Annotated in this window: 22 protein-coding genes; 19 read left to right on the top strand and 3 right to left on the bottom strand. The window is 59.8% G+C overall.

All coding sequences use genetic code 11. The features are described 5' to 3' along the window. Window positions 1–19: 19 nt before the first annotated feature. From priA to AC1EJZ_RS04160, 11 genes are all read left to right on the top strand, one after another. Window positions 20–757, top strand: coding sequence for a bifunctional 1-(5-phosphoribosyl)-5-((5-phosphoribosylamino)methylideneamino)imidazole-4-carboxamide isomerase/phosphoribosylanthranilate isomerase PriA (gene priA / locus AC1EJZ_RS04210; protein ID WP_070725872.1), 738 nt, complete (start codon window positions 20–22; stop codon window positions 755–757). Beyond that, the gene (locus tag AC1EJZ_RS04205) at window positions 754–1,476 is read left to right on the top strand and encodes an SseB family protein (RefSeq protein WP_070725871.1); all 723 of its coding nucleotides are present in this window, start codon (window positions 754–756) and stop codon (window positions 1,474–1,476) included. Before priA ends, AC1EJZ_RS04205 begins: the two co-directional genes overlap by 4 nt. A 290-nt stretch (window positions 1,477–1,766) precedes the next feature. Continuing rightward, on the top strand, window positions 1,767–2,309 hold the full coding sequence (locus AC1EJZ_RS04200) for a hypothetical protein (protein ID WP_070725868.1): 543 nt from the start codon (window positions 1,767–1,769) through the stop codon (window positions 2,307–2,309). 127 nt (window positions 2,310–2,436) lie between these two features. Then, window positions 2,437–2,790 (top strand): hypothetical protein, encoded by a 354-nt coding sequence (locus tag AC1EJZ_RS04195; RefSeq protein ID WP_070725866.1) that lies wholly within the window; start codon window positions 2,437–2,439, stop codon window positions 2,788–2,790. Window positions 2,791–2,949: 159 nt separating this feature from the next. Continuing rightward, entirely contained in the window at window positions 2,950–4,185 is a 1,236-nt protein-coding gene (locus AC1EJZ_RS04190) for a hypothetical protein (RefSeq protein WP_480293998.1), read from the top strand. A 271-nt stretch (window positions 4,186–4,456) separates the two neighbouring features. Continuing rightward, window positions 4,457–5,173 (top strand): translation initiation factor IF-3, encoded by a 717-nt coding sequence (infC, locus tag AC1EJZ_RS04185; protein WP_227469198.1) that lies wholly within the window; start codon window positions 4,457–4,459, stop codon window positions 5,171–5,173. A 52-nt stretch (window positions 5,174–5,225) separates the two neighbouring features. Beyond that, window positions 5,226–5,426, top strand: coding sequence for a 50S ribosomal protein L35 (gene rpmI, locus AC1EJZ_RS04180; RefSeq protein ID WP_058236483.1), 201 nt, complete (start codon window positions 5,226–5,228; stop codon window positions 5,424–5,426). Between the two features lie 32 nt (window positions 5,427–5,458). Continuing rightward, window positions 5,459–5,842 (top strand): 50S ribosomal protein L20, encoded by a 384-nt coding sequence (gene rplT / locus AC1EJZ_RS04175; RefSeq protein WP_058236484.1) that lies wholly within the window; start codon window positions 5,459–5,461, stop codon window positions 5,840–5,842. Further along, window positions 5,843–6,682, top strand: coding sequence for a TrmH family RNA methyltransferase (locus tag AC1EJZ_RS04170; RefSeq protein ID WP_227469197.1), 840 nt, complete (start codon window positions 5,843–5,845; stop codon window positions 6,680–6,682). Beyond that, complete coding sequence (gene thiL, locus AC1EJZ_RS04165) at window positions 6,679–7,671, top strand: thiamine-phosphate kinase (protein ID WP_070725863.1); 993 nt, start codon at window positions 6,679–6,681, stop codon at window positions 7,669–7,671. The genes AC1EJZ_RS04170 and thiL overlap by 4 nt, the downstream gene beginning before the upstream one ends. A gap of 53 nt (window positions 7,672–7,724) precedes the next feature. After that, window positions 7,725–9,635 carry a hypothetical protein gene (locus AC1EJZ_RS04160; protein ID WP_480293997.1) on the top strand — a complete coding sequence of 637 codons (1,911 nt, stop codon included), beginning with the start codon at window positions 7,725–7,727 and terminating at the stop codon, window positions 9,633–9,635. Between the two features lie 158 nt (window positions 9,636–9,793). Here the strand turns inward: AC1EJZ_RS04160 and rpmB are convergent, their stop codons facing one another. Continuing rightward, window positions 9,794–9,988, bottom strand: coding sequence for a 50S ribosomal protein L28 (gene rpmB / locus AC1EJZ_RS04155; protein ID WP_058236488.1), 195 nt, complete (start codon window positions 9,986–9,988; stop codon window positions 9,794–9,796). 216 nt (window positions 9,989–10,204) lie between these two features. Here rpmB and AC1EJZ_RS04150 point away from each other — a divergent pair, with 216 nt between their 5' ends. Continuing rightward, a complete protein-coding gene (locus AC1EJZ_RS04150; protein WP_058236489.1) occupies window positions 10,205–11,782 on the top strand; it encodes a hypothetical protein in 1,578 nt (525 codons plus the stop codon). Continuing rightward, window positions 11,779–13,950: an ATP-dependent DNA helicase RecG gene (locus AC1EJZ_RS04145; RefSeq protein ID WP_058236490.1), complete on the top strand. Its 2,172-nt coding sequence runs from the start codon at window positions 11,779–11,781 to the stop codon at window positions 13,948–13,950. Before AC1EJZ_RS04150 ends, AC1EJZ_RS04145 begins: the two co-directional genes overlap by 4 nt. On the opposite strand, the gene AC1EJZ_RS04140 is transcribed toward AC1EJZ_RS04145, so the two are convergent. Further along, window positions 13,947–14,270, bottom strand: coding sequence for a branched-chain amino acid transporter permease (locus tag AC1EJZ_RS04140; protein ID WP_058236491.1), 324 nt, complete (start codon window positions 14,268–14,270; stop codon window positions 13,947–13,949). The genes AC1EJZ_RS04145 and AC1EJZ_RS04140 overlap by 4 nt on opposite strands. Further along, window positions 14,267–14,410: a hypothetical protein gene (locus AC1EJZ_RS04135; RefSeq protein ID WP_157843501.1), complete on the bottom strand. Its 144-nt coding sequence runs from the start codon at window positions 14,408–14,410 to the stop codon at window positions 14,267–14,269. The genes AC1EJZ_RS04140 and AC1EJZ_RS04135 overlap by 4 nt, the downstream gene beginning before the upstream one ends. 71 nt (window positions 14,411–14,481) lie before the next feature. Between AC1EJZ_RS04135 and rsmD the strand changes: the two genes are divergently transcribed. From rsmD to AC1EJZ_RS04105, 6 genes are all read left to right on the top strand, one after another. After that, entirely contained in the window at window positions 14,482–15,051 is a 570-nt protein-coding gene (rsmD, locus tag AC1EJZ_RS04130) for a 16S rRNA (guanine(966)-N(2))-methyltransferase RsmD (RefSeq protein WP_058236493.1), read from the top strand. Then, window positions 15,048–15,563 (top strand): pantetheine-phosphate adenylyltransferase, encoded by a 516-nt coding sequence (gene coaD, locus AC1EJZ_RS04125; RefSeq protein ID WP_058236494.1) that lies wholly within the window; start codon window positions 15,048–15,050, stop codon window positions 15,561–15,563. Before rsmD ends, coaD begins: the two co-directional genes overlap by 4 nt. A gap of 20 nt (window positions 15,564–15,583) precedes the next feature. Continuing rightward, entirely contained in the window at window positions 15,584–16,294 is a 711-nt protein-coding gene (locus AC1EJZ_RS04120) for a hypothetical protein (RefSeq protein ID WP_058236495.1), read from the top strand. Next, window positions 16,287–16,853, top strand: a complete 567-nt coding sequence (locus AC1EJZ_RS04115; RefSeq protein WP_058236496.1) for a YceD family protein — start codon at window positions 16,287–16,289, stop codon at window positions 16,851–16,853. The genes AC1EJZ_RS04120 and AC1EJZ_RS04115 overlap by 8 nt, the downstream gene beginning before the upstream one ends. Next, window positions 16,846–17,586, top strand: a complete 741-nt coding sequence (gene rnc, locus AC1EJZ_RS04110; protein ID WP_058236497.1) for a ribonuclease III — start codon at window positions 16,846–16,848, stop codon at window positions 17,584–17,586. Before AC1EJZ_RS04115 ends, rnc begins: the two co-directional genes overlap by 8 nt. Before the next feature lie 73 nt (window positions 17,587–17,659). After that, entirely contained in the window at window positions 17,660–18,274 is a 615-nt protein-coding gene (locus tag AC1EJZ_RS04105) for a response regulator (protein ID WP_058236871.1), read from the top strand. Window position 18,275 lies beyond the last annotated feature (1 nt).

Here is an 18,275-nt window from a genome sequence, read left to right as displayed (position 1 = left end):
TGACTAGAAAAGGTGACTGATGGATACTCCGTTGATTCTTCTGCCTGCCGTTGACGTGGTTGAGGGGCAGGCAGTGCGCTTGCGCCAGGGTGAGGCAGGAACGGAAACACAGTACGGCGCACCCCTGGAAGCTGCACAGGCGTTCACCCACGCAGGCGCCGCGTGGCTGCACCTGGTTGACCTGGATGCCGCTTTTGGACGCGGATCCAATATCGACCTGCTGGCTGATGTCGTACGCCAGATCCCGCTGCACGTTGAACTGTCGGGCGGCATCCGTGATGACGCCTCACTTCAGCGCGCCCTGGCCACCGGTGCACGCCGCATCAATATCGGCACGGCAGCGCTGGAAGACCCCGAATGGACCGAATCGATTATCCAGCGTTACGGCGATCAGGTTGCCGTGGGCTTGGATGTGCGCGGTGAGACTCTGGCAGCACGAGGCTGGACGAAACCAGGTGGAAATGTCTGGAAGGTCCTGGAGCGTCTGAACGAGGCTGGCTGTGCCCGATACGTGGTCACCGATGTGGCGCGTGACGGCATGATGCAGGGGCCGAATATTGATCTGCTCCGCGCCGTATGTGAACGTACCGATGCGCCGGTTGTCGCCTCGGGCGGCGTGTCCAGCATTGACGATATTCGAGCCCTGCGTGAACTGACGTCGATCGGCCTGGAAGGCGCAATCATTGGTAAAGCCCTGTACGCCGGGGCGTTCACGTTGGAAGAGGCGCTGGAAGCGGCCGGCCCTCAGCAGTCATGATGGAACTGAGCGATGAGCAACGCGACAAGATTGCGCAGCGCCTGACACTGCACACCGACTCATCGGATTGTGGCCAGACGTTGCCGTTGACGCGTCACGCACTCGGACTGCCAGCCGGTACCCGCAGCGAGCAGGGCGAGCGCCTCGAACAGCTTGTTCACGCACTGAGCAGTGAGCGCGTCATTATTCCAGTTGTCCTCAATGGCGGAAACTCTGACAACCACGTGGAGTTCACCAGGGCGGAAATACCTGAAGGCCCGGCATTGGCCGTGTTCACGTCAACGGATGAGCTTGCAGCGTTTGACCCACAGGCACGCCCATTGCCTGTCTCAACGCGCCTTGCCGCGTTGAGCGCCCTCGTCGAAACCCGAGGGCTGATAGTGGCCGATCCGCGCGGTGCGAATATCGTGATCCCGCGCCCCGCGTGCAATTCGCTGTCAGTGGGGGACAGGTGGCTGCCCGCGTGGAAAGATCGCGAACTTGCCGCCGGTCTGCTGCGCATCATCATGGACGAGGGTGTCCGATGCGTGGTCGATGTGCGTATCCATCATGGAGGCGGCAGTCGCGTCATCGTCGAGCTGTGCGCGGCCGCCGGTGGTGATGAGCGAGCGGTCCGACGCGAATTGTCCCGCGCAATCAACTGCATTTATGGCAGTGATCGTCTCAAAGCTGCGGCTGACCAGATCATGATCGCGCCAACGTGGGTTCATGCGGTATAGCTGTTAATCCTGAACGTGGTCTCTTACGATGATCATAACTTGTCACGACGCAGGTAAGGAGACCAGCCGATGACGCAACCTGCTCCGCAACCCACTCCATCCCGGCCGACCAATGTGCAGTCCACGCTACCCAGGAAAAACCGGTCTGATTATTGGCATCGTATGTGCAGTGGCCGCTGTGGTGGCCGTGGCTGCCATCGTGATGGTGATGATGGCCCGCCCGTCACAATCCGACAGCCCTGAGGTGTCTGTTCGGCGTCACTTACCTGCTGGGCGGACAGGAATATGAAGTGGAAATCGAGGTGAGCCGGCCCGTTGGTGAAGATACCTGGCAGATCACCAGACCGCTGGCTACGACTGTCGTATTTCCTTCCGGATTCGCCGATCAGGATCTGACTGTGGCACCTGACGACAGTGATCAATACTCTCCGGAGTCGGTTGTTGAATGGGAGCCGGAACTGACAGACACATTCACTGCGGCATTTGTTGACTGCGCGAACCCTTTCCTGCATGAATGCCGGGAAAACCGCGACGATCCTGATGAACAGTGCGGATTCATTTACGCTTTCTACACAGATGAGCAATCAGAATCAGCCACCCTCAATGGAGAACTGACCACTGCCGGCCCCGCTGGCAACCAGCTTGTGTCGATGGTGCACTCCACGGGGATTCCGGACATGCGAACAGATGTGACGAGGGCGACGCTCCATTTCAGGGATGACGGGCTCAATATACCGGACAAGGAGCAGAAACTCGCCGTCCAGGGCACGGTCGAATTGTCGAAGAGATCAGATCCTGTTTTCCATATGAAGATCGTGACTCCTGAGGATTGAAGCGGGATAATGTTGTCAAAATGCTGCGTTAAGCGATAGTTTGGAATAATAGAGTTTGTAGCATCAATCAAGATCGCGGGCCGATAGAGAAAAGGATGCTCACACAGCTCAGAGCTTCAACTCTGCAGTGTTCGAGTCCAAAGTAACGGACACGTTCCGCCAGAGCATTGTTGACGAAGCACAGAAGTTCGTCGACCAGTGCGCAGCCGATGTGAAGGCTGATCAATGCGGGTATATGTCTGTCGCCGCACAACATTTTGGGGCGAAGTTGGCAGAGCTGAAAGAAGGAATTTCCGTACAGGACTACGCCTTTAACCCGTATCAAGCGAAGCTCGACGTCGCATTCGACCCGCTGGTTATGCTCTTCCATAGCGATGGGGCTGATTCCCCTCACGAGGATGAGCTCGAGATGGTCGGAGCCGTTACTTTTGATGACAGTGGAGCCCCTGCATGCTCGTTCGACTTCCCCTTCCAGTTCTGAAAGCGGGCGCGATCGGCCACTTCACGGTGAAAGTAGACTAGGATTGAAGCGCTTTCATGCGTTAAATCTATTTACCGGGGGTATGGCACTATGTCCGAAAATGCGAATGGTAACGACCTGAGCTCACACTCGGAGACTCAGGGGAGTGCTGACTCGTACATGCCTCCTCCGCCACCACCCACCGATTCGCCAGAACCGCAGCAGGGGCAGGCACAGCAATACGCGCAAGCGACGCAGCAACCGCAGCAATATGCCCAGCAGCAGTACTATCAGCAGCCCAACCCGCAACAGTACTCGCCGCAACCACAGCCGCAGTTTGCTGCGATGGCTTCTGGCGCCGGGTCTTCCTACGCAGCGACCACGACTAAGTCCTCGTCCGGCAAGACTGTCCGCATCGTGTTGGTGGTCATCGGCGTACTGATGGCACTCGCGTTGATCGGGACAATCGCTTTCTACATCCTCAACAGCACGCGGACCCCTGAAAAAGCTGCTGAAGAATACCTGGGATATCTTGCAGCGGGTGACGCGAATGCTGCATCGCAGATGGTGGACCCCGGCAAACCCAATAATCAACGAGCGTTTCTGACAAACGAAGCAATGGCCGGCGCGACCGCGCGAATCGAAAATTTCTCGGTGACGCGAACTGATTCCGGCAGTGATGACTATTCACTCAGCTCCGACAAGCCGCGTGGAGTAATGCTGGATGTCGAATACTACCTTGATGGGCAAGTCGTCGATACGACACTTCAGGTCACCCCTGCCCAGCCCACCTTCCTCGTTCTCAAGAACTGGAAGATTGACGACACACTGGCCACAGAGATCACCCTCCAGCCAGGCACTTTTGACTCGGTCACCATCGGCTCTCAAAGCGTTCCGATCACGAACGATGATCAGAACTCCCAGGAGTATCAGACGTTCTACCTGTACCCCGGAATCTACCCAGCGCAGGCATCCTACGGATCCAATGAGTATGTGAACTATCCCGACAAGAGCCTGATCGTGGGGGGCCCGGAGTCATCCTCGACGCTCTGGTGGGACGCACCCGAACCGACCGAAAAACTGCAGACACTGATGCTTGATCGGGCCAAGGAATTCGTGGAAAGCTGTGCCTCCATCGACGGTGGAAATCTGAATGAAGCATGCCCCAGCGGCGTGCAGAGCACCAAACTCGCTGTTCTGGAAGTGACCAAACTGCCCACCACCCTTGAAGACTTCACCGCATTTGAGTTCGTCACGGATAAGGCCACGATCAAGACCCAGACAAATCCGACCGAATTCAACAAGAACCCCTCACCGGACAACGTTGAATTCCGTGTGTCAGGCCAGGTGACATTCCCCGAGGGAAGCACTGAACCTGAAATCACTGAACTGAGGTCGTCAGGATCATGGTGGTAAACCGCGAGTGATTCGCATACCGCCGCATCTCAGTGACGAAGGCCCTGTGTGTGACCAGATGTTGCACGCGGGGCCTTCCACATCTGGCAGTGTGAGGCACCCCATGACGATCCTGCCTAATCTCGCTGGATTTGCCTTCGACGGCAGTGATACAGTAGCTGTCGATTGTCCGGGTACCGTACCCGGGACGTAAGCGGAGATACTCCCACCTTGATTCCCGCCTCAGGGGATCGGGTTCCTGGCTTGAGCCGATGCTGCGTGCAGCATCGCTGTGGCCACGTGGTGTCAGTCTCCGTTGCGTTGCGCACGGAGATTTTTTCGTGATGCACCACCATGGAAGGAGCCACCCATCAGCGAGCCTCGGATCAATGAGCGCATCAAAGTAAACGAAGTACGTCTTGTCGGCCCATCGGGAGAACAAGTCGGAGTCGTGCGCGTCGAAGACGCATTGCGTCTGGCAGACGAAGCAGGCCTCGACCTCGTTGAAGTGGCACCCAACGCGAAACCTCCAGTAGCCAAATTGATGGACTACGGCAAGTACAAGTACGAAGCCGCACAGAAAGCGCGCGACGCGCGACGCAACCAGGCAAACACCCAGCTCAAAGAGATCCGTTTCCGCCTGAAGATTGATGACCACGACTTCAACGTGAAGAAGAACCACGTGGAGCGTTTCCTGAACCAGGGAGACAAAGTCAAGGTCATGATCATGTTCCGCGGACGCGAGCAGTCTCGCCCCGAAGCGGGAGTTCGTTTGCTGGAGCGTCTGGCAGAAGAGGTCGGTGACATGGCGACGGTCGAATCCGTCCCACGTCAGGATGGCCGCAACATGACGATGGTGCTCGCCCCAACGCGACGCAAGTCAGAAGCAATGAGCGAACAACGCCGCCGCCGCAAGGCTGAGCGCGAAGCCCGCCGTGACAAGCAGGCAGAACGTTCCAGCAAGGAGCAAGCTCGCAGCGCCAGGAACGCTGAAAGCGCGGAACAGTAGCTACTTTCTTGGCACCAGTGCCAAGAGGTGTTGAAGGTTAGGAAACGACACTATGTCAAAAGGAAAGAACAAGACGCACTCAGGAACCAAGAAGCGCTTCCGCGTGACCGGTTCCGGCAAAATCATGCGTGAACGTGCTGGTAAGCGTCACCTGCTCGAGCACAAGTCTTCACGCCGTACTCGCCGCCTCTCCCGTGACCAGGTGCTGGCACCTGCAGATGCGAAGCGAGTTCGTACCCTGCTGGGTAAGTGATAGCGAAGACTTGTAGGTAAGGAGATAACAACATGGCACGTGTGAAAAGGTCTGTCAACGCCCGCAAGAAGCGTCGCACCACACTTGATCGCGCATCCGGATACCGTGGGCAGCGCTCACGCCTGTACCGTAAGGCAAAAGAGCAGGTCACTCACTCTTTCGTATACAGCTACCGTGACCGTAAGCGCCGCAAGGGTGACTTCCGTCGCCTGTGGATCCAGCGCATCAACGCTGCCGCACGCGCAAACGGCATGACGTACAACCGCCTCATTCAGGGTCTGAACCTTGCCGGCATCGAAATCGATCGCCGCATGCTGGCCGACCTGGCAGTCAACGACGCAAACGCCTTCGCAGCAATTGTGAAGACTGCCCGTGAAGCGCTGCCCGAAGACGTCAACGCTCCCAAGGCATCCTGATTGACTCACAATTTTCATCCTGAGCGCCCGCCTGTGATGGACAACCCGCGTGCCGACCGCGTGCGAACAGTCCGTTCACTCGGCGGGCGCTCAGCACAATCACGCACCGGACTCCTCCTGGTTGAAGGCCCAGGAGCAGTCCTCGAACTGGTGACATGGCGCCCCGAGTGCGTCACCGACGTCTACGTCACCGAACGAGTCGAGGAATCCCAGCCAGAAATCGTGGAGCAGGCCCGCCAGGCCACACGGTGGGTTCACCGCGTCACCGACGAGGTTGCTCACGCGATGTCCCCTGACTGTCAGGGCATCATCGCGGTCGCTCGACACGACGCGATTGTTACGCAGATGCCGAGCGTTGACGGACTGGCAGTGATCCTTGCGCGCATCCAAGACCCCGGCAACGTCGGTACGCTGATACGCACGGCCGATGCGATGGGTGCGCAGTGCGTCCTGACCACGGTGGGCACCGCTGACGTTCGCAGCCCGAAAGTGATCCGCTCAACAGCGGGATCAGTGTTCCACCTGCCGATCATGTCAGGCCTGACTTTCGATGCGGCGATCGAGCGCGCTCGCACCTGGGGTGCACTCGTCCTTGGGACGTCCGGAGGGCACGGATCTGTCAGCCTTCTCGACATTGACGAGGGCGACTCGCCGCTCCTTTCCCGCACACACGCATGGGTTTTCGGCAATGAAGCGCGAGGCCTGTCACCCGATGAAATGCGTCAGTGCGACCATCTGGTGTGCATCCCGATGGCAGGGAAAGCTGAATCTTTGAATGTGGCCTCGGCGGCAGCAATGTGTCTGTATGCGTCAGCACGCTCACGTACACTGACAGCATGAAGGTCCGAGACTGTGATGAAGGCGACCTGATCGCCCGTTTTGTCAATGTTCTTCCCCAAGGTGAGCGCACCATCGTCGGTTCAGGTGATGACTGCGCGCTGATCTCCTGCCCTGAACCCTCATTCCTGGTGACCACCGATACATTGGTCGGAGAGAGTCACTTTCTGAAAGCCTGGTCCACCGGCGCTGAAATAGGTGCGCGGGCTGCGGCCCAGAATCTGGCAGACATCGCTGCGATGGGTGGGCGCACGAGCGCGCTTGTTGTCTCCCTTGTTCTGCGCGGTGACTACGACGTTGACTGGCTTGTGGACATGGTGCAGGCCTTCGGTCAGCGTGCCCGTGAAGCGGGCGCAGGCGTGGTCGGCGGCGACCTGACCGGGGGAGAGGAACTGATCATTTCAGTCACCGCACACGGGTGGGTCGATGGGCCTCCCGTCCTGCGTTCAGGTGCACGACCCGGTGACATCGTAGCGATAGCCGGAACATTGGGGCGTTCCGGCGCAGGCCTGGAATTGCTGTCACGCCGCATCGTTGACCCCTCAGTTCATGACGATATCCTGCTGGGAGATTTCGCTGAAGCGGTGAGGATCTACCGTGCGCCCGAGCCTCCGCTGGAAGCCGGTCCGATTGCCGCTCGCCACAATGCCCACGCCATGATGGATGTGTCCGACGGGCTGGTGCGTGACGGAGGCAGGATGGCACGCGCGTCGGAGGTGATGCTCGAAATTGATTCGTCTCTGCTGGCCGATGACGTCGAGGCGCTGGATGCTGCTGCACAGGCATGCGGACATCACGCTATGGAGTGGGTCCTTTTCGGCGGTGAGGATCATCCGATGTTGGCTACGTTCCCGCCTCAGGTTGTGTTGCCCTCACCGTTCAGGGCAATTGGCGTGATCGGAGCAGTGAGCCCGGGAGATCAACCTGGGATTCGTCTTGATGGGCAGCGACTGAGTGGTGGCTTCGACCATTTCCGTCAAGACAATAGTTAAACCGATACACTAGGACTACGTGTAACCTGTCAATACGCTAGTGAGGGGACTTCATGAGCAACGAAAACGTTCATGATAGCAACCAGGACGCTCCAGTCCAGGGATCACAACCAAGTGAGCCTGTGACCGAGCCGGAAGCCGCCGAAGAACAGCCACTCAGTCAGCCGGAGCAACCTGCGCAGCAGCCGCAGTTTCAGCAACCAGTTGCTGACCAGTCGCAGGTGCAGCAGGGCCAGCAATATGCTCAACAGCCCATGCAACAGCCGCAGTACCAGCAACCGGTTCCGCCGCAGCAACCGCAGTACCAGCAGCCTTATGCTCAGCCCGCTCCTCAACAGCCTTACGCGCAGCCGGGCCAGCCCTATGCTCCACAGCCCATGCAACAGCCGCAGTACCAGCAGCCGGGCCAGCCCTACGTGCAGCAGCCTGCGCAACCAGCAAAACCAGTGCTCCCGCCAGCATTTATGGGCGAGCTCAAGGCCGGATTTGCCAATGGGCGCGGCCTCGCTGCCCTCGGCGCCGTGCTGGGGGTGCTCGTCGTCGTCTCATTCATCTTTGGCCTGTTCCTCATGCCTCTGGGATCGGCGATGGGCGGCGCGGCCGGCTCAGATGACTCCATACTGTCGGGCCCCTCGCCCCTCGTATTCGCCGGTGTTGTGCTGGGAGGCTACATCTTTGCAGGTGCTCAGGCTATGGGCTTCACAATAGCCGGAGGAACACTCTCAGTGCTGTTCATCCTCGCCTGGGCTGTCATCTGCACGCTGATCTGGGTCGTGCTCAAACGATTCTTCAAAGTCCAGCGCGATAACACCAACCTGGTTGCCCACCTAGTCCGCACAGTGCTGGAGGCTCTGGCTATTGGCCTCGTTACCTCGATCCTGTTCGGTTTTTGGAGGCTGCGGCTTGTCGCACCGCTCGACGGCGGTGACCTGTCCTTTGACAACCTCGGCAGCCTGTCAATGGGACCCGGTTTCTTCCACATCTTCCTGAACGTGACGTTCTTCGTTGGGATCACGCTTTTCTTTACTCGTAAATCTCTTCCTGCCAGCTGGAAAGACAACAAGTTTGTTGCGGAGCTGCTTACTGGTGCTCGCGAATTCGTTCAGGCACATGCGGTGCTCTTCGCCATCTTCGCTCCCTTCGCTCTGATTCTTGGGATCGTGTTTTTTGCCAAGACAGATGGCGTGTCCGTCACGCTGGTTCTGCCGCTGTTGGCCAACATCATCATCTGGATTACAGGCATGTGCTTCTTCGGTGGATTCTCGGTGGGTGGCTCAATGATGGACATGTTCGGTTCGGGTGGATCCTACGGTGGCAGTGGCACTGCCATGATCTGGAATTTCCACCCCATCGCCGCCGTCATCGGTTTCATCCTCGCCATCGTCGCCATCATCGCAATGGCGATCCACATCGGGGCTCGACGCACGCGCACCGGCTCGATTCAGTGGGCCAGGATCTGGCAGATGCCAGTCATCGGTCTTCTGGCGTGGCTCATTGTTGGCCTGTGGCTTTCCAACGTGTCGATGCATATGTTCGGTGAGAGTGCTTCTCTCGGCATGTCATGGTGGACGCCGTTCACGGTCGCCATCCTCGGACTCTTCTTCGCCTCACTGCTGGCCGAGATTCTTCCCGAAGCATTGGTCGACACGCCACTGCTGCCGTTGCTCGCTGGAAAGAAGACGGCGCAAGCCTGGCGTCAGCAGCCAGCTCCGGTTCAAGCTGCTCCTCAGCAGCAGTACGGGTACGGAAATGGGATTCAACAGGGCATGAACGCTCCTCAAGGCCCCCAAAACTCGGCGCAGTACAACCAGTACCCGCAAGGGGCAGCCGCAGCTTACCAGCAGGAATTCGGTTCGCAGTACCCGAATCAGGGGTACCAGCCTCCGGCTCAGGACCCGTCAGGATCAGCTGATAACCAGGCAGAACCGCCGTATCCGCCGCAAGACTCCTCACCTCAACAGTGAAAGTGAGTCGCTGAATCGATCACTGAAATGAAGATGGTCTCCGAACTGACTTCGGTCAGATCGGAGACCATCTCCACTTTTCAGATGCGCCCGGTTCCTGCCGCAGGCGCAAAAAATTCGCCGCCTACACTGTAGACGGCGAATCAGAAAGCAGCGTATCAGCGGGTGTGACGCGCCACCCGTTCAGACTTCAGGCACTTCGTGCACACATTCAGTCGCTTGGGTGTGCCGTCAACCAAGGTACGAACGCGCTGGATATTCGGGTTCCAGCGGCGATTCGTGCGCTTGTGGGAGTGCGAGACACTCTTACCGAAGCCCGGTCCCTTGCCGCAAACGTCGCATACGGAAGCCACGATGATCTCCTCTAAGTAGTCAGTTATCGTCCCAAATGAGACAGTCGATGTGGTGCGAATCCACCACGAGCAACCACAAAATGGTAGCTGATGGCAGGCCTATTCTCCAACTCTTTGAACCACATTGCCTGTGTCAGTTCCACCACATCTGCGCGCGAGCGACCAAAAGTGAGACGATAGGATCACCCGTGACTACTCATAGCGAAAGGCCTATCCGTGACCGGTGAACTCTCAGCACACACGCTGGCAATCACGCTGACAACAGCCGCCACGGAGCTGGCCAAATTGCGTCCCTTCCTGGATGACCTCGATGGATGGAACTCCCACGACTGCGACACGGGCACCAACGCGCTTCTGACAGTGGAATCCATGAGCCGCCTCGCCCCAACTGACCCGGACATGCCTCTGGCTGATTACCTCGACACGTTGGTCAGCGAGGGGATCCGCACAGGGCACGGACACGTCGGATTGCTCATTACCGCTCTATGGAGTGCCTGGGCACACGCCCTGCGACAAGAGTCCGGCGCAGATCTCAATCCGATCATCGTGCGACGGATGCTCACATCCGCCCCCTGGGATGCGCCCGACGCCCACGTGAATGTCGCACCTGCCCTTGCTGCAATGTTTGATGAGGCAACCAGCGAACTCGAGGTTCTGGGAGCAACGGTTCCTGATCAGAGCGACCTTGTCTCCCTGTATTCCAGCCAATTGCAGTATGGGCTGATCAACGCGACTGATGACTATATCGACGCAGGTGCAGCAGCCCTGATCGTCATCGCCGCATCACTGGACTGCACCATGCGTGACGATCCAGCCATCCTGGACTCACTGGCACGTATGATGAGCGACCTGGCTCATTCACATTCGCGCCTGGTTTCGACCGCTGCCCGCCCGCGCGACGCCTTCAATGTGGACATGATTGTGGCAGGCAGTACTGACGATGCCACGAATGCAGGCGACTATCTTGATGCACTGGAAGCTCGGTGGGCGGCAGTGGGAGCCACCGATTTGTTTGCCTATGGCACCTGGCGTTTCCGCATCGACACATCGGCGCCATTGGCAGTTCGACCACCCCACGGTACCGTCACCCGGTTTATGGTCCGTGACGGCCGACCCGACGAACTCATCGGCGTGGACACGCTCAGTGACGGTGTGACGCATCGCGGCGCTCAGCTCCTCGAACGCCGCACCCACCAGCGCATCGAACGCGCCACAGTTATAGCGATGACTCATGCACCCGGCCTTGTCGAAGACCTCGCACAGGCAGGAGCACTGACACTGCTCGACCCGAATGACCAGGACATTGAGGCCATCACTTGCGCCCTCGCGCATTCGTCAACAGGAGTGTCGCTCATTGCCGCCTGCGACAGTGCCAGCCGCGCACGTGCCGAACGTATTCGTGATGTATCGCCCCACACAGTCATTGTCGCCCCGTGCGAGGACGACCTGACAGCGCTGGAATGCACCCGAGCGTGCGCCAGCGCCTTCGTCCCACAGCCAGGCGGACCCACCGTCGCACCTGTCATGCAGACCATGCTGACTCAGTCAGCAGCGCGCGCAGCTGCAGCCAGCTTCGCCCTGGCCATAACCTATGATGCGGATGAGCAACTTCCTCTTGCCGTGCGGGAAGTCAAGGCGCGCGCCCCCAGACGCGTGCGTCTGCTGATCGGAGCTGCCGACGGTCCGAATCTGACGGCAACGGTTCGTCAGATGCTGGCACCTGACATCAATGAGCTCGAAGTAATTGACGGCGGACAGGCAGGCCCCAGCATTATTCAGGGACTGACCGTATGAACGGGTTTTCCACCTCCCTCGACGTCCCCCTTGCGCTGCGTCTGCCCGCCTCGACGGCGCGAAAACTTGCCGCACACGATCTGATCTCGGTGGCTGACCTGCTCACGTACGGGCCACGCAGGCTCGACCAGTGGGGCTCGCTTACACCGATCAGTTCGCTGCGCGAAGGGGACACGGTGACGATCCTCGCTGAAGTGCTCAGTGCCCAGATGATGCCCAACCGCACGCGCAAAGGGGTACGCTTCGTGGTTGAACTGACCGATGGGTCCGAGACGATCACCGCCACGTTCTTCGCTTCCACGCGCTATCGCCTCGCGCCCCACGAACGACTGCTCGAACCTGGTGCGCGCATGCTGTTTGCCGGCAAGGTCGGTTCCTACAAGGGGAAGGTTCAGCTGACAAATCCGCAGTTTGAAGGCGCGCAGGATGCCACGATTCCGGAGATCGTTGAACGCAGTCAGCGACTCATCCCCATTTACCCGGCCACTGCCTCGCTCAATTCGTGGACCATTGAGCGCGCTGTGTCTTTTCTGCTTCAGTCCATGCACGAGGGCGACCTGGCTGACCCCGTCCCGGAAACGATTCGCCGTGAAGCTGGTCTGCCTGATCTGGTCACCACGTTGCGCGCACTGCACGAGCCGGACAGCCGCGAGGACTGGAAAACTGCCCGCGCGCACATGGCGTGGCGTGAAGCATTCACACTGCAGGCTGGGCTGGCCTGCGTCAGACGCGGTAGTGACATGGAAAAGGCGCCGGTGTGTCCGCGAGGCGATGACGGTGCCGTCCAGGCTTTACGCGACTCCCTGCCTTTCGTCTTGACGGGCTCCCAGGAAACAGCGGTGGAGGCCATTTCACGTGACCTCATGCGCGAACGCCCCATGCAGCGCCTCCTGCAAGGCGACGTGGGATCCGGTAAGACGGTGGTATCGGCACTGGCCATGTGCCAGGTTATGGATTCAGGATTCCAGGCGGCGATGCTGGTACCCACCGAGGTCCTCGCTGAGCAGCACTACCAGTCCCTGCATGCCCTGATCGCGCGGATGACCACCCACGCGCCACGCATCGAACTGCTCACAGCTTCCACTCCGCGCGCCGAGCGCCGCACTCTGGAACGCGACCTTGCTGACGGCCAGCCCATGATCGTGGTCGGTACACACACTTTGCTGCAAGATAGCGTCACATTCGCGCACCTGGGCCTGGTTGTCATCGACGAGCAGCATCGTTTCGGTGTTGCCCAGCGTGACCACCTGCGCGGCGCGGCCACCGCTGCCACGCTGACGATCCCGCACCAACTGGTCATGACCGCCACGCCCATTCCGCGAACTGTCGCGATGACCGTGTTCGGTGACCTGGACCAGACGTGCATCAATGAGCTTCCACCGGGGCGTCGCCCCGTCAGCACATTCTTAGTCGATGTGGCCAACGCGGCGTGGATGCAGCGTCTATGGGAACGCGCCCGCGAAGAGATCGACCAGGGCGGCCGCATTTTCGTCGTCTGTCCACGTATTGATGAGGGAGACGACGTCGAAGACACCGATGCAGCTGACCACCGTCCACCGCTCGCATCCGTCCACGCGGTGGCGGCCGCACTGCGCACCCAGACAGCGTTGCAGGGTATCGGGATCGAGGAACTGCACGGACGAATCGGCAGTGCTGACAAGACCCGCATCATGGATGACTTCATTGCGGGTCGCGCCCCTGTCCTCGTGTCCACCACAGTGATCGAAGTGGGAGTGGATGTGCCCGAAGCGACCATGATGGTCATCATTGACGCCCAGCAATTTGGCCTCTCACAGCTGCACCAGTTGCGCGGCCGCGTCGGACGCTCGGATTCAGACAGCGTGTGCATGGCGGTACACCGCCACGACCTGTCGGCACCAGCCCGCGAACGGCTCGAGGCCTTCGCGCGCACGACAGACGGATTCGAACTGGCTCGCGTGGATCTGACGCTACGTCGAGAAGGCGACGTGGTCGGCGCCCAACAGTCAGGGCGCACCTCGGGACTGCGTTTCCTGTCGGTCTCACGAGATGGCGACATTATCGAGCAGGCGCGTGACGCTGCGCGACGCACCATCAGCGCAGACCCCACACTGGCCGATCACAGCGAACTTGAACGAGTCATCAGAGCGCGACTGTCCTCACAGGTCGCGTGGATGGAGCGTTCCTAGCCGACCACTGCTGACAGTGCGATACACACGACTGTTCCGCTGAGAATCGAAATCATGAGGTTGTGTTTCCACAGGTGCAGTCCGACCGTCACGACGAGGGCGACCAGTGTCGGCACTGTTGCCTGCAGGTCGCTCCACGCAACATCCATCATCGTGTAGACGCTCAAGATGGCCATGATGCCCACAGCCATGCGCCTGCCCAGCCATTTGATGAGGCGAGATTCGCGGATCGGGGCGAGCAACGCGAACGGCACGGCGCGCAGCAACACGGTGACAATACCGGCTACCGCAAGGATCGCAATCAGATACATCGTATTCATCGCCTCTCCTTCGCGGCGAACATGACAACCAGAACCAGCACATAGGCCGACATGGCGATGACCAGCATTGATCCGGGCACAACAATCGCGGCCGCCACGCACAGGCGCCCCGCATATGCCACGTCGTGTCCGATGCTCACCGAAATTATGGTGGCACGAGGGCCAGTGGCCGCGATGTATGTCCACGCTGCGAACCAGTAGAGTAGGTCCCATGACACGGATTGTGGCCGGAGAGGCAAAAGGGCGCGTACTGAAGGTGCCTGCACGCGGAACGCGGCCCACATCGGAACGCGTGCGCGAAGCACTGTTCTCACGCCTGGATGCCATGAATATGTGCGATGGGGTAGCGGTACTGGACCTGTACGCAGGGTCGGGAGCGCTGGCCTTCGAGGCCCTCTCACGCGGAGCAGCCCGGGCTGACATGGTGGACAGTTCACGTCAGGCTGCCCGCGCCATGAGTACGAACGCAGCGATGATGGGCTACGAAGATCGCACGCGCATCCACACCCTCGACGCGCTGGCGTTTGTGCAGTCAGGCCGCGTGAGCAGCCCGGTTGACCTGGTGTTCGTGGACCCTCCCTATGATTTGGCACAAAATGCGCTCGCGGCCGTGCTGGCCGGACTCGCGGCGCACCTGTCGCCAGACGCCCTCGTCATTGTGGAGCGATCAACCCGCTCACAGGCGCCAGACCTGCCGGATGGCCTGGTGTGCGAAGATCACCGTCACTGGGGTGAGACTGCCGCGTGGTTCATTGGCCGTGCCGATAGGGTGGAGTCATGACGCAACGCCAGCCACTCATCGCAGTGATCCCGGGATCCTTCGACCCCATCACCTGCGGCCATGTCGACATCATCGAACGCGCTGCACGTTTCGCGGACCGCATCATCGTAGCGGTGGGGATCAACTTAGCGAAAACCACGATGTTCGATTCTGCGGCGCGTATCCGCATGGCGCAGGCAGCGTGTGCCGATCTGGACCCCGCCATCGCCGGCCGCATCAGTGTGGAGAAAATGGACGGCACGGCGATTGATTTTTGCCGCTCCCACCAGGCACGCGTGATCGTCAAGGGAATCCGAAACGCTGCCGACATGCAGTGGGAAGAGGTCCAGGCGTGGGTGAATCGCACTCACGGTGAGGTGGAAACATTGTTCCTCCCCACCGCGCCGGAGCTGGCACTCGTTTCATCCAGCATCGTACGCGAACTGTTGGCGTGGCAAATGGACGCTTCTCGGTATGTTCCACCGGCAATTGTGCCGATGTTGACGGACAATAAGACTCATAGACACTCATGAGGCAACAGGCGGAGGACACAATGGCTTACGACGAGAACGTCCCTTCTGACGAGCCGAGTGACAGCTCGGAAGTGTATGGCCCATCGACGGTGATCGCGGCGCTCGAACAGATCGAAGCACTGGTTGAAGAGGCTCGTTCGGTTCCACTTTCAGCATCCGTGATGGTCAATCGCGCTGAGATCCTTGATCTGATTGAACAGGCCCGAGCCGCGCTGCCTGAAGACCTGGTTGCAGCAGACGCCCTCGTCGCTGACGCCGACGCCGTGCTGGGCCGGGCTGACTCGGCCGCTGAAATGACGCTGACGGAGGCCCGCACTCAGGCACGAACCCTCACTGACGAGGCGCGTGAGCAGGCCGAGCACATGATCGCTGAGGCGCAGGACAAGGCACAACGCACCGTGGCCCACGCGCAGGAACAGGCTGAACATGTTGCCAATCAGGCCCGCTCCGACGCTGAAAACACGCTCAGTGATGCGAACGCTCAGGCTGAACGCCTCATCGCGAGTGACCGAATCTCCCAGATGGCGGAAGATCGTGCACGCCAACTGGTCGGTGAAGCGAAGAACGATGCGCGCAAACTGCGCGAAGGTGCCGACCGCTACGTTGTGAAGTCCCTGGGCGAGCTGTCCGACGTGCTGTCGGATCTGCATCGACGTGCGCAGGCCGGTCAGCGCACCATTCTGGAGCGCGCCAGCCAGGAAAAGACGGATATCTCCCTTGACGATGAGTAAACGCGAACCGGTAGCGGCATCCTCACTGACCGTGTCACTGCGCGACGTGCCGCGCCGCGTTGGAACGACTCGCAGTTATGAGCTGCAGTGGCACGTGCCCGCAGGCATCGGCACCCCGATGATGGCGATTCGAGAAGGCGCGCTCGTCCCCGTCACCGTGGACATCACGTCGATCGACGAGGGAGTCCTGGTGCGCGCACGCTGCCAGTGCGACCTGGAGGGTCAATGCGTGCGCTGCCTGGATGACATTGTGCAGGAAGCGGACGTGGACGAAAGCGTCGTCTATTACGATCAGCAGCCGGAAGGTGACGAGGACGCCCTTGTCATCAGTGCGCACGACATGCTGGATCTGGAACCGATGCTGCGTGACGCAATCGTGCCGCTGATTGATCCGCAGCCACTGTGCGGTCCGGACTGTCAGGGGCTGTGCCCGCATTGCGGTGAGCGTCTGGATGATCTGCCTGAGGATCATCACCATGAGGTTATTGACCCTCGGATGGCTTCCCTTGCGCAGCTGCTGGATGATCTGAACGTACAGGACGGGCAGGATCGTGGCTAAGCATTCGAAACTTCCTGAACCTGTCAATGTGGATACGGCTGAGCTGGAACGCAACTGGGGGATTGAGGTTGACCCCTCGCTGCTGCATCGCGCGCTGATTCACCGATCTTTCGCCTATGAGGCCGGCGGGATTGCGCATAATGAACGCCTGGAATTTCTGGGCGATTCTGTCCTGTCCATCGTGGTGGCAGCCCGCCTGTTCGAGGATCACCCTGACCACAGCGAAGCAGACCTGTCGCGCATGCGTGCGGCCACCGTATCGCAGGAGCCTCTGGCATACGTCGCGCGGCGCATCCACCTGGGTGATTTCCTGTACCTGGGCAGGGGCGAAGATATTCACGGTGGACGTGACAAGGACTCTATCCTCTCCGACGCGCTCGAAGCGCTGATCGGGGCAACGTTTCTGACACACGGGTTTGAGAAGACTCGTCAGATCGTGCTCCATCAGCTTGCTGACCTGCTGGATCGCGCTGTTGTGCGCGGACAGATGCAGGACTGGAAGACAACGCTGAGCGAATATGCGCGCGACCACGGTCACGAGCTGCCCGTCTACCAGGTCACCAGCACCGGCCCGGATCATGAGCGCAGCTTCACCGCCACCGTTGCTTTCGGTGAGGTGGGCTATGAGAAATCGGCGCTGGCAACAGCGGAAGGCACGTCGAAGAAGCACGCTGAAAATGCGGCGGCTCGAGCTGCGATCGCGCGGCTTGACCCGGATTACCCCATGGAATGATCGCGCCGCCAGGCACACTATGATGGGACATGTGATGAGTAACGAAAATCCTGAACGTCCAGATGTTCGCGTCATGATCGTCGATGATCATGAGATTGTGCGTCGAGGAATTGCTGAAATCGTCGACCGGGCCGATGGCCTGGAAGTGGTTGCAGAAGCGGGCACCGTGGCCGACGCGTTGCGCCGCGCCGATCTGGTTCGCCCGGATGTTATCCTGGTGGACTTGCAGCTGCCGGATGGCACCGGCATCGACATTATGGACCGTCTGGGCACTGACCATCCTGAAATCCGCCCGATCGTGCTGACCTCGTTCGATGATGACGAGGCACTGGCTGAGTCCCTTGAAAAAGGGGCTCGCGCCTACGTGTTGAAGACAGTGCGTGGAGCTGAAATCACTGACGTGATCCGCGCCGTTTCAGAAGGGCGTGTCCTGCTCGATGAGCGCACTGTGACGCGTCGCCGCGCTGATCACGATGACCCTACAGCTGACCTGACACCTTCTGAGCGCAATGTGCTCGAGCTGATCGGCGATGGCCTGTCGAACCGTGAGATCGGGGAGAAGCTCGGTGTGGCTGAAAAGACGGTGAAGAACCACATTACGTCGTTGCTGTCGAAGATGGGTCTGCAGCGTCGCACGCAGGTGGCAGCCTGGGTGGCGGGCCAGCGAGCGGCGGCCTGGCGTAACTGAC

The organism is Pauljensenia sp. C0170B5, from assembly GCF_056590195.1.
Note: the sequence above shows the minus strand (reverse complement) of the source record. Positions and strands in the feature narration are given on the sequence as shown.

Excerpts from the sequence above, each read along its gene's own strand:
- priA (WP_070725872.1), top strand. The coding sequence starts at position 20 with ATGGATACTCCGTTGATTCTTCTGCCTGCCGTTGACGTGGTTGAGGGG.
- AC1EJZ_RS04205 (WP_070725871.1), top strand. The coding sequence starts at position 754 with ATGATGGAACTGAGCGATGAGCAACGCGACAAGATTGCGCAGCGCCTG.
- AC1EJZ_RS04190 (WP_480293998.1), top strand. The coding sequence starts at position 2,950 with ATGCCTCCTCCGCCACCACCCACCGATTCGCCAGAACCGCAGCAGGGG.
- rpmI (WP_058236483.1), top strand. The coding sequence starts at position 5,226 with ATGTCAAAAGGAAAGAACAAGACGCACTCAGGAACCAAGAAGCGCTTC.
- rplT (WP_058236484.1), top strand. The coding sequence starts at position 5,459 with ATGGCACGTGTGAAAAGGTCTGTCAACGCCCGCAAGAAGCGTCGCACC.
- thiL (WP_070725863.1), top strand. The coding sequence starts at position 6,679 with ATGAAGGTCCGAGACTGTGATGAAGGCGACCTGATCGCCCGTTTTGTC.
- AC1EJZ_RS04160 (WP_480293997.1), top strand. The coding sequence starts at position 7,725 with ATGAGCAACGAAAACGTTCATGATAGCAACCAGGACGCTCCAGTCCAG.
- AC1EJZ_RS04145 (WP_058236490.1), top strand. The coding sequence starts at position 11,779 with ATGAACGGGTTTTCCACCTCCCTCGACGTCCCCCTTGCGCTGCGTCTG.
- AC1EJZ_RS04140 (WP_058236491.1), bottom strand. The coding sequence starts at position 14,270 with ATGAATACGATGTATCTGATTGCGATCCTTGCGGTAGCCGGTATTGTC.
- rsmD (WP_058236493.1), top strand. The coding sequence starts at position 14,482 with ATGACACGGATTGTGGCCGGAGAGGCAAAAGGGCGCGTACTGAAGGTG.
- coaD (WP_058236494.1), top strand. The coding sequence starts at position 15,048 with ATGACGCAACGCCAGCCACTCATCGCAGTGATCCCGGGATCCTTCGAC.
- AC1EJZ_RS04120 (WP_058236495.1), top strand. The coding sequence starts at position 15,584 with ATGGCTTACGACGAGAACGTCCCTTCTGACGAGCCGAGTGACAGCTCG.
- AC1EJZ_RS04115 (WP_058236496.1), top strand. The coding sequence starts at position 16,287 with ATGAGTAAACGCGAACCGGTAGCGGCATCCTCACTGACCGTGTCACTG.
- AC1EJZ_RS04105 (WP_058236871.1), top strand. The coding sequence starts at position 17,660 with ATGATCGTCGATGATCATGAGATTGTGCGTCGAGGAATTGCTGAAATC.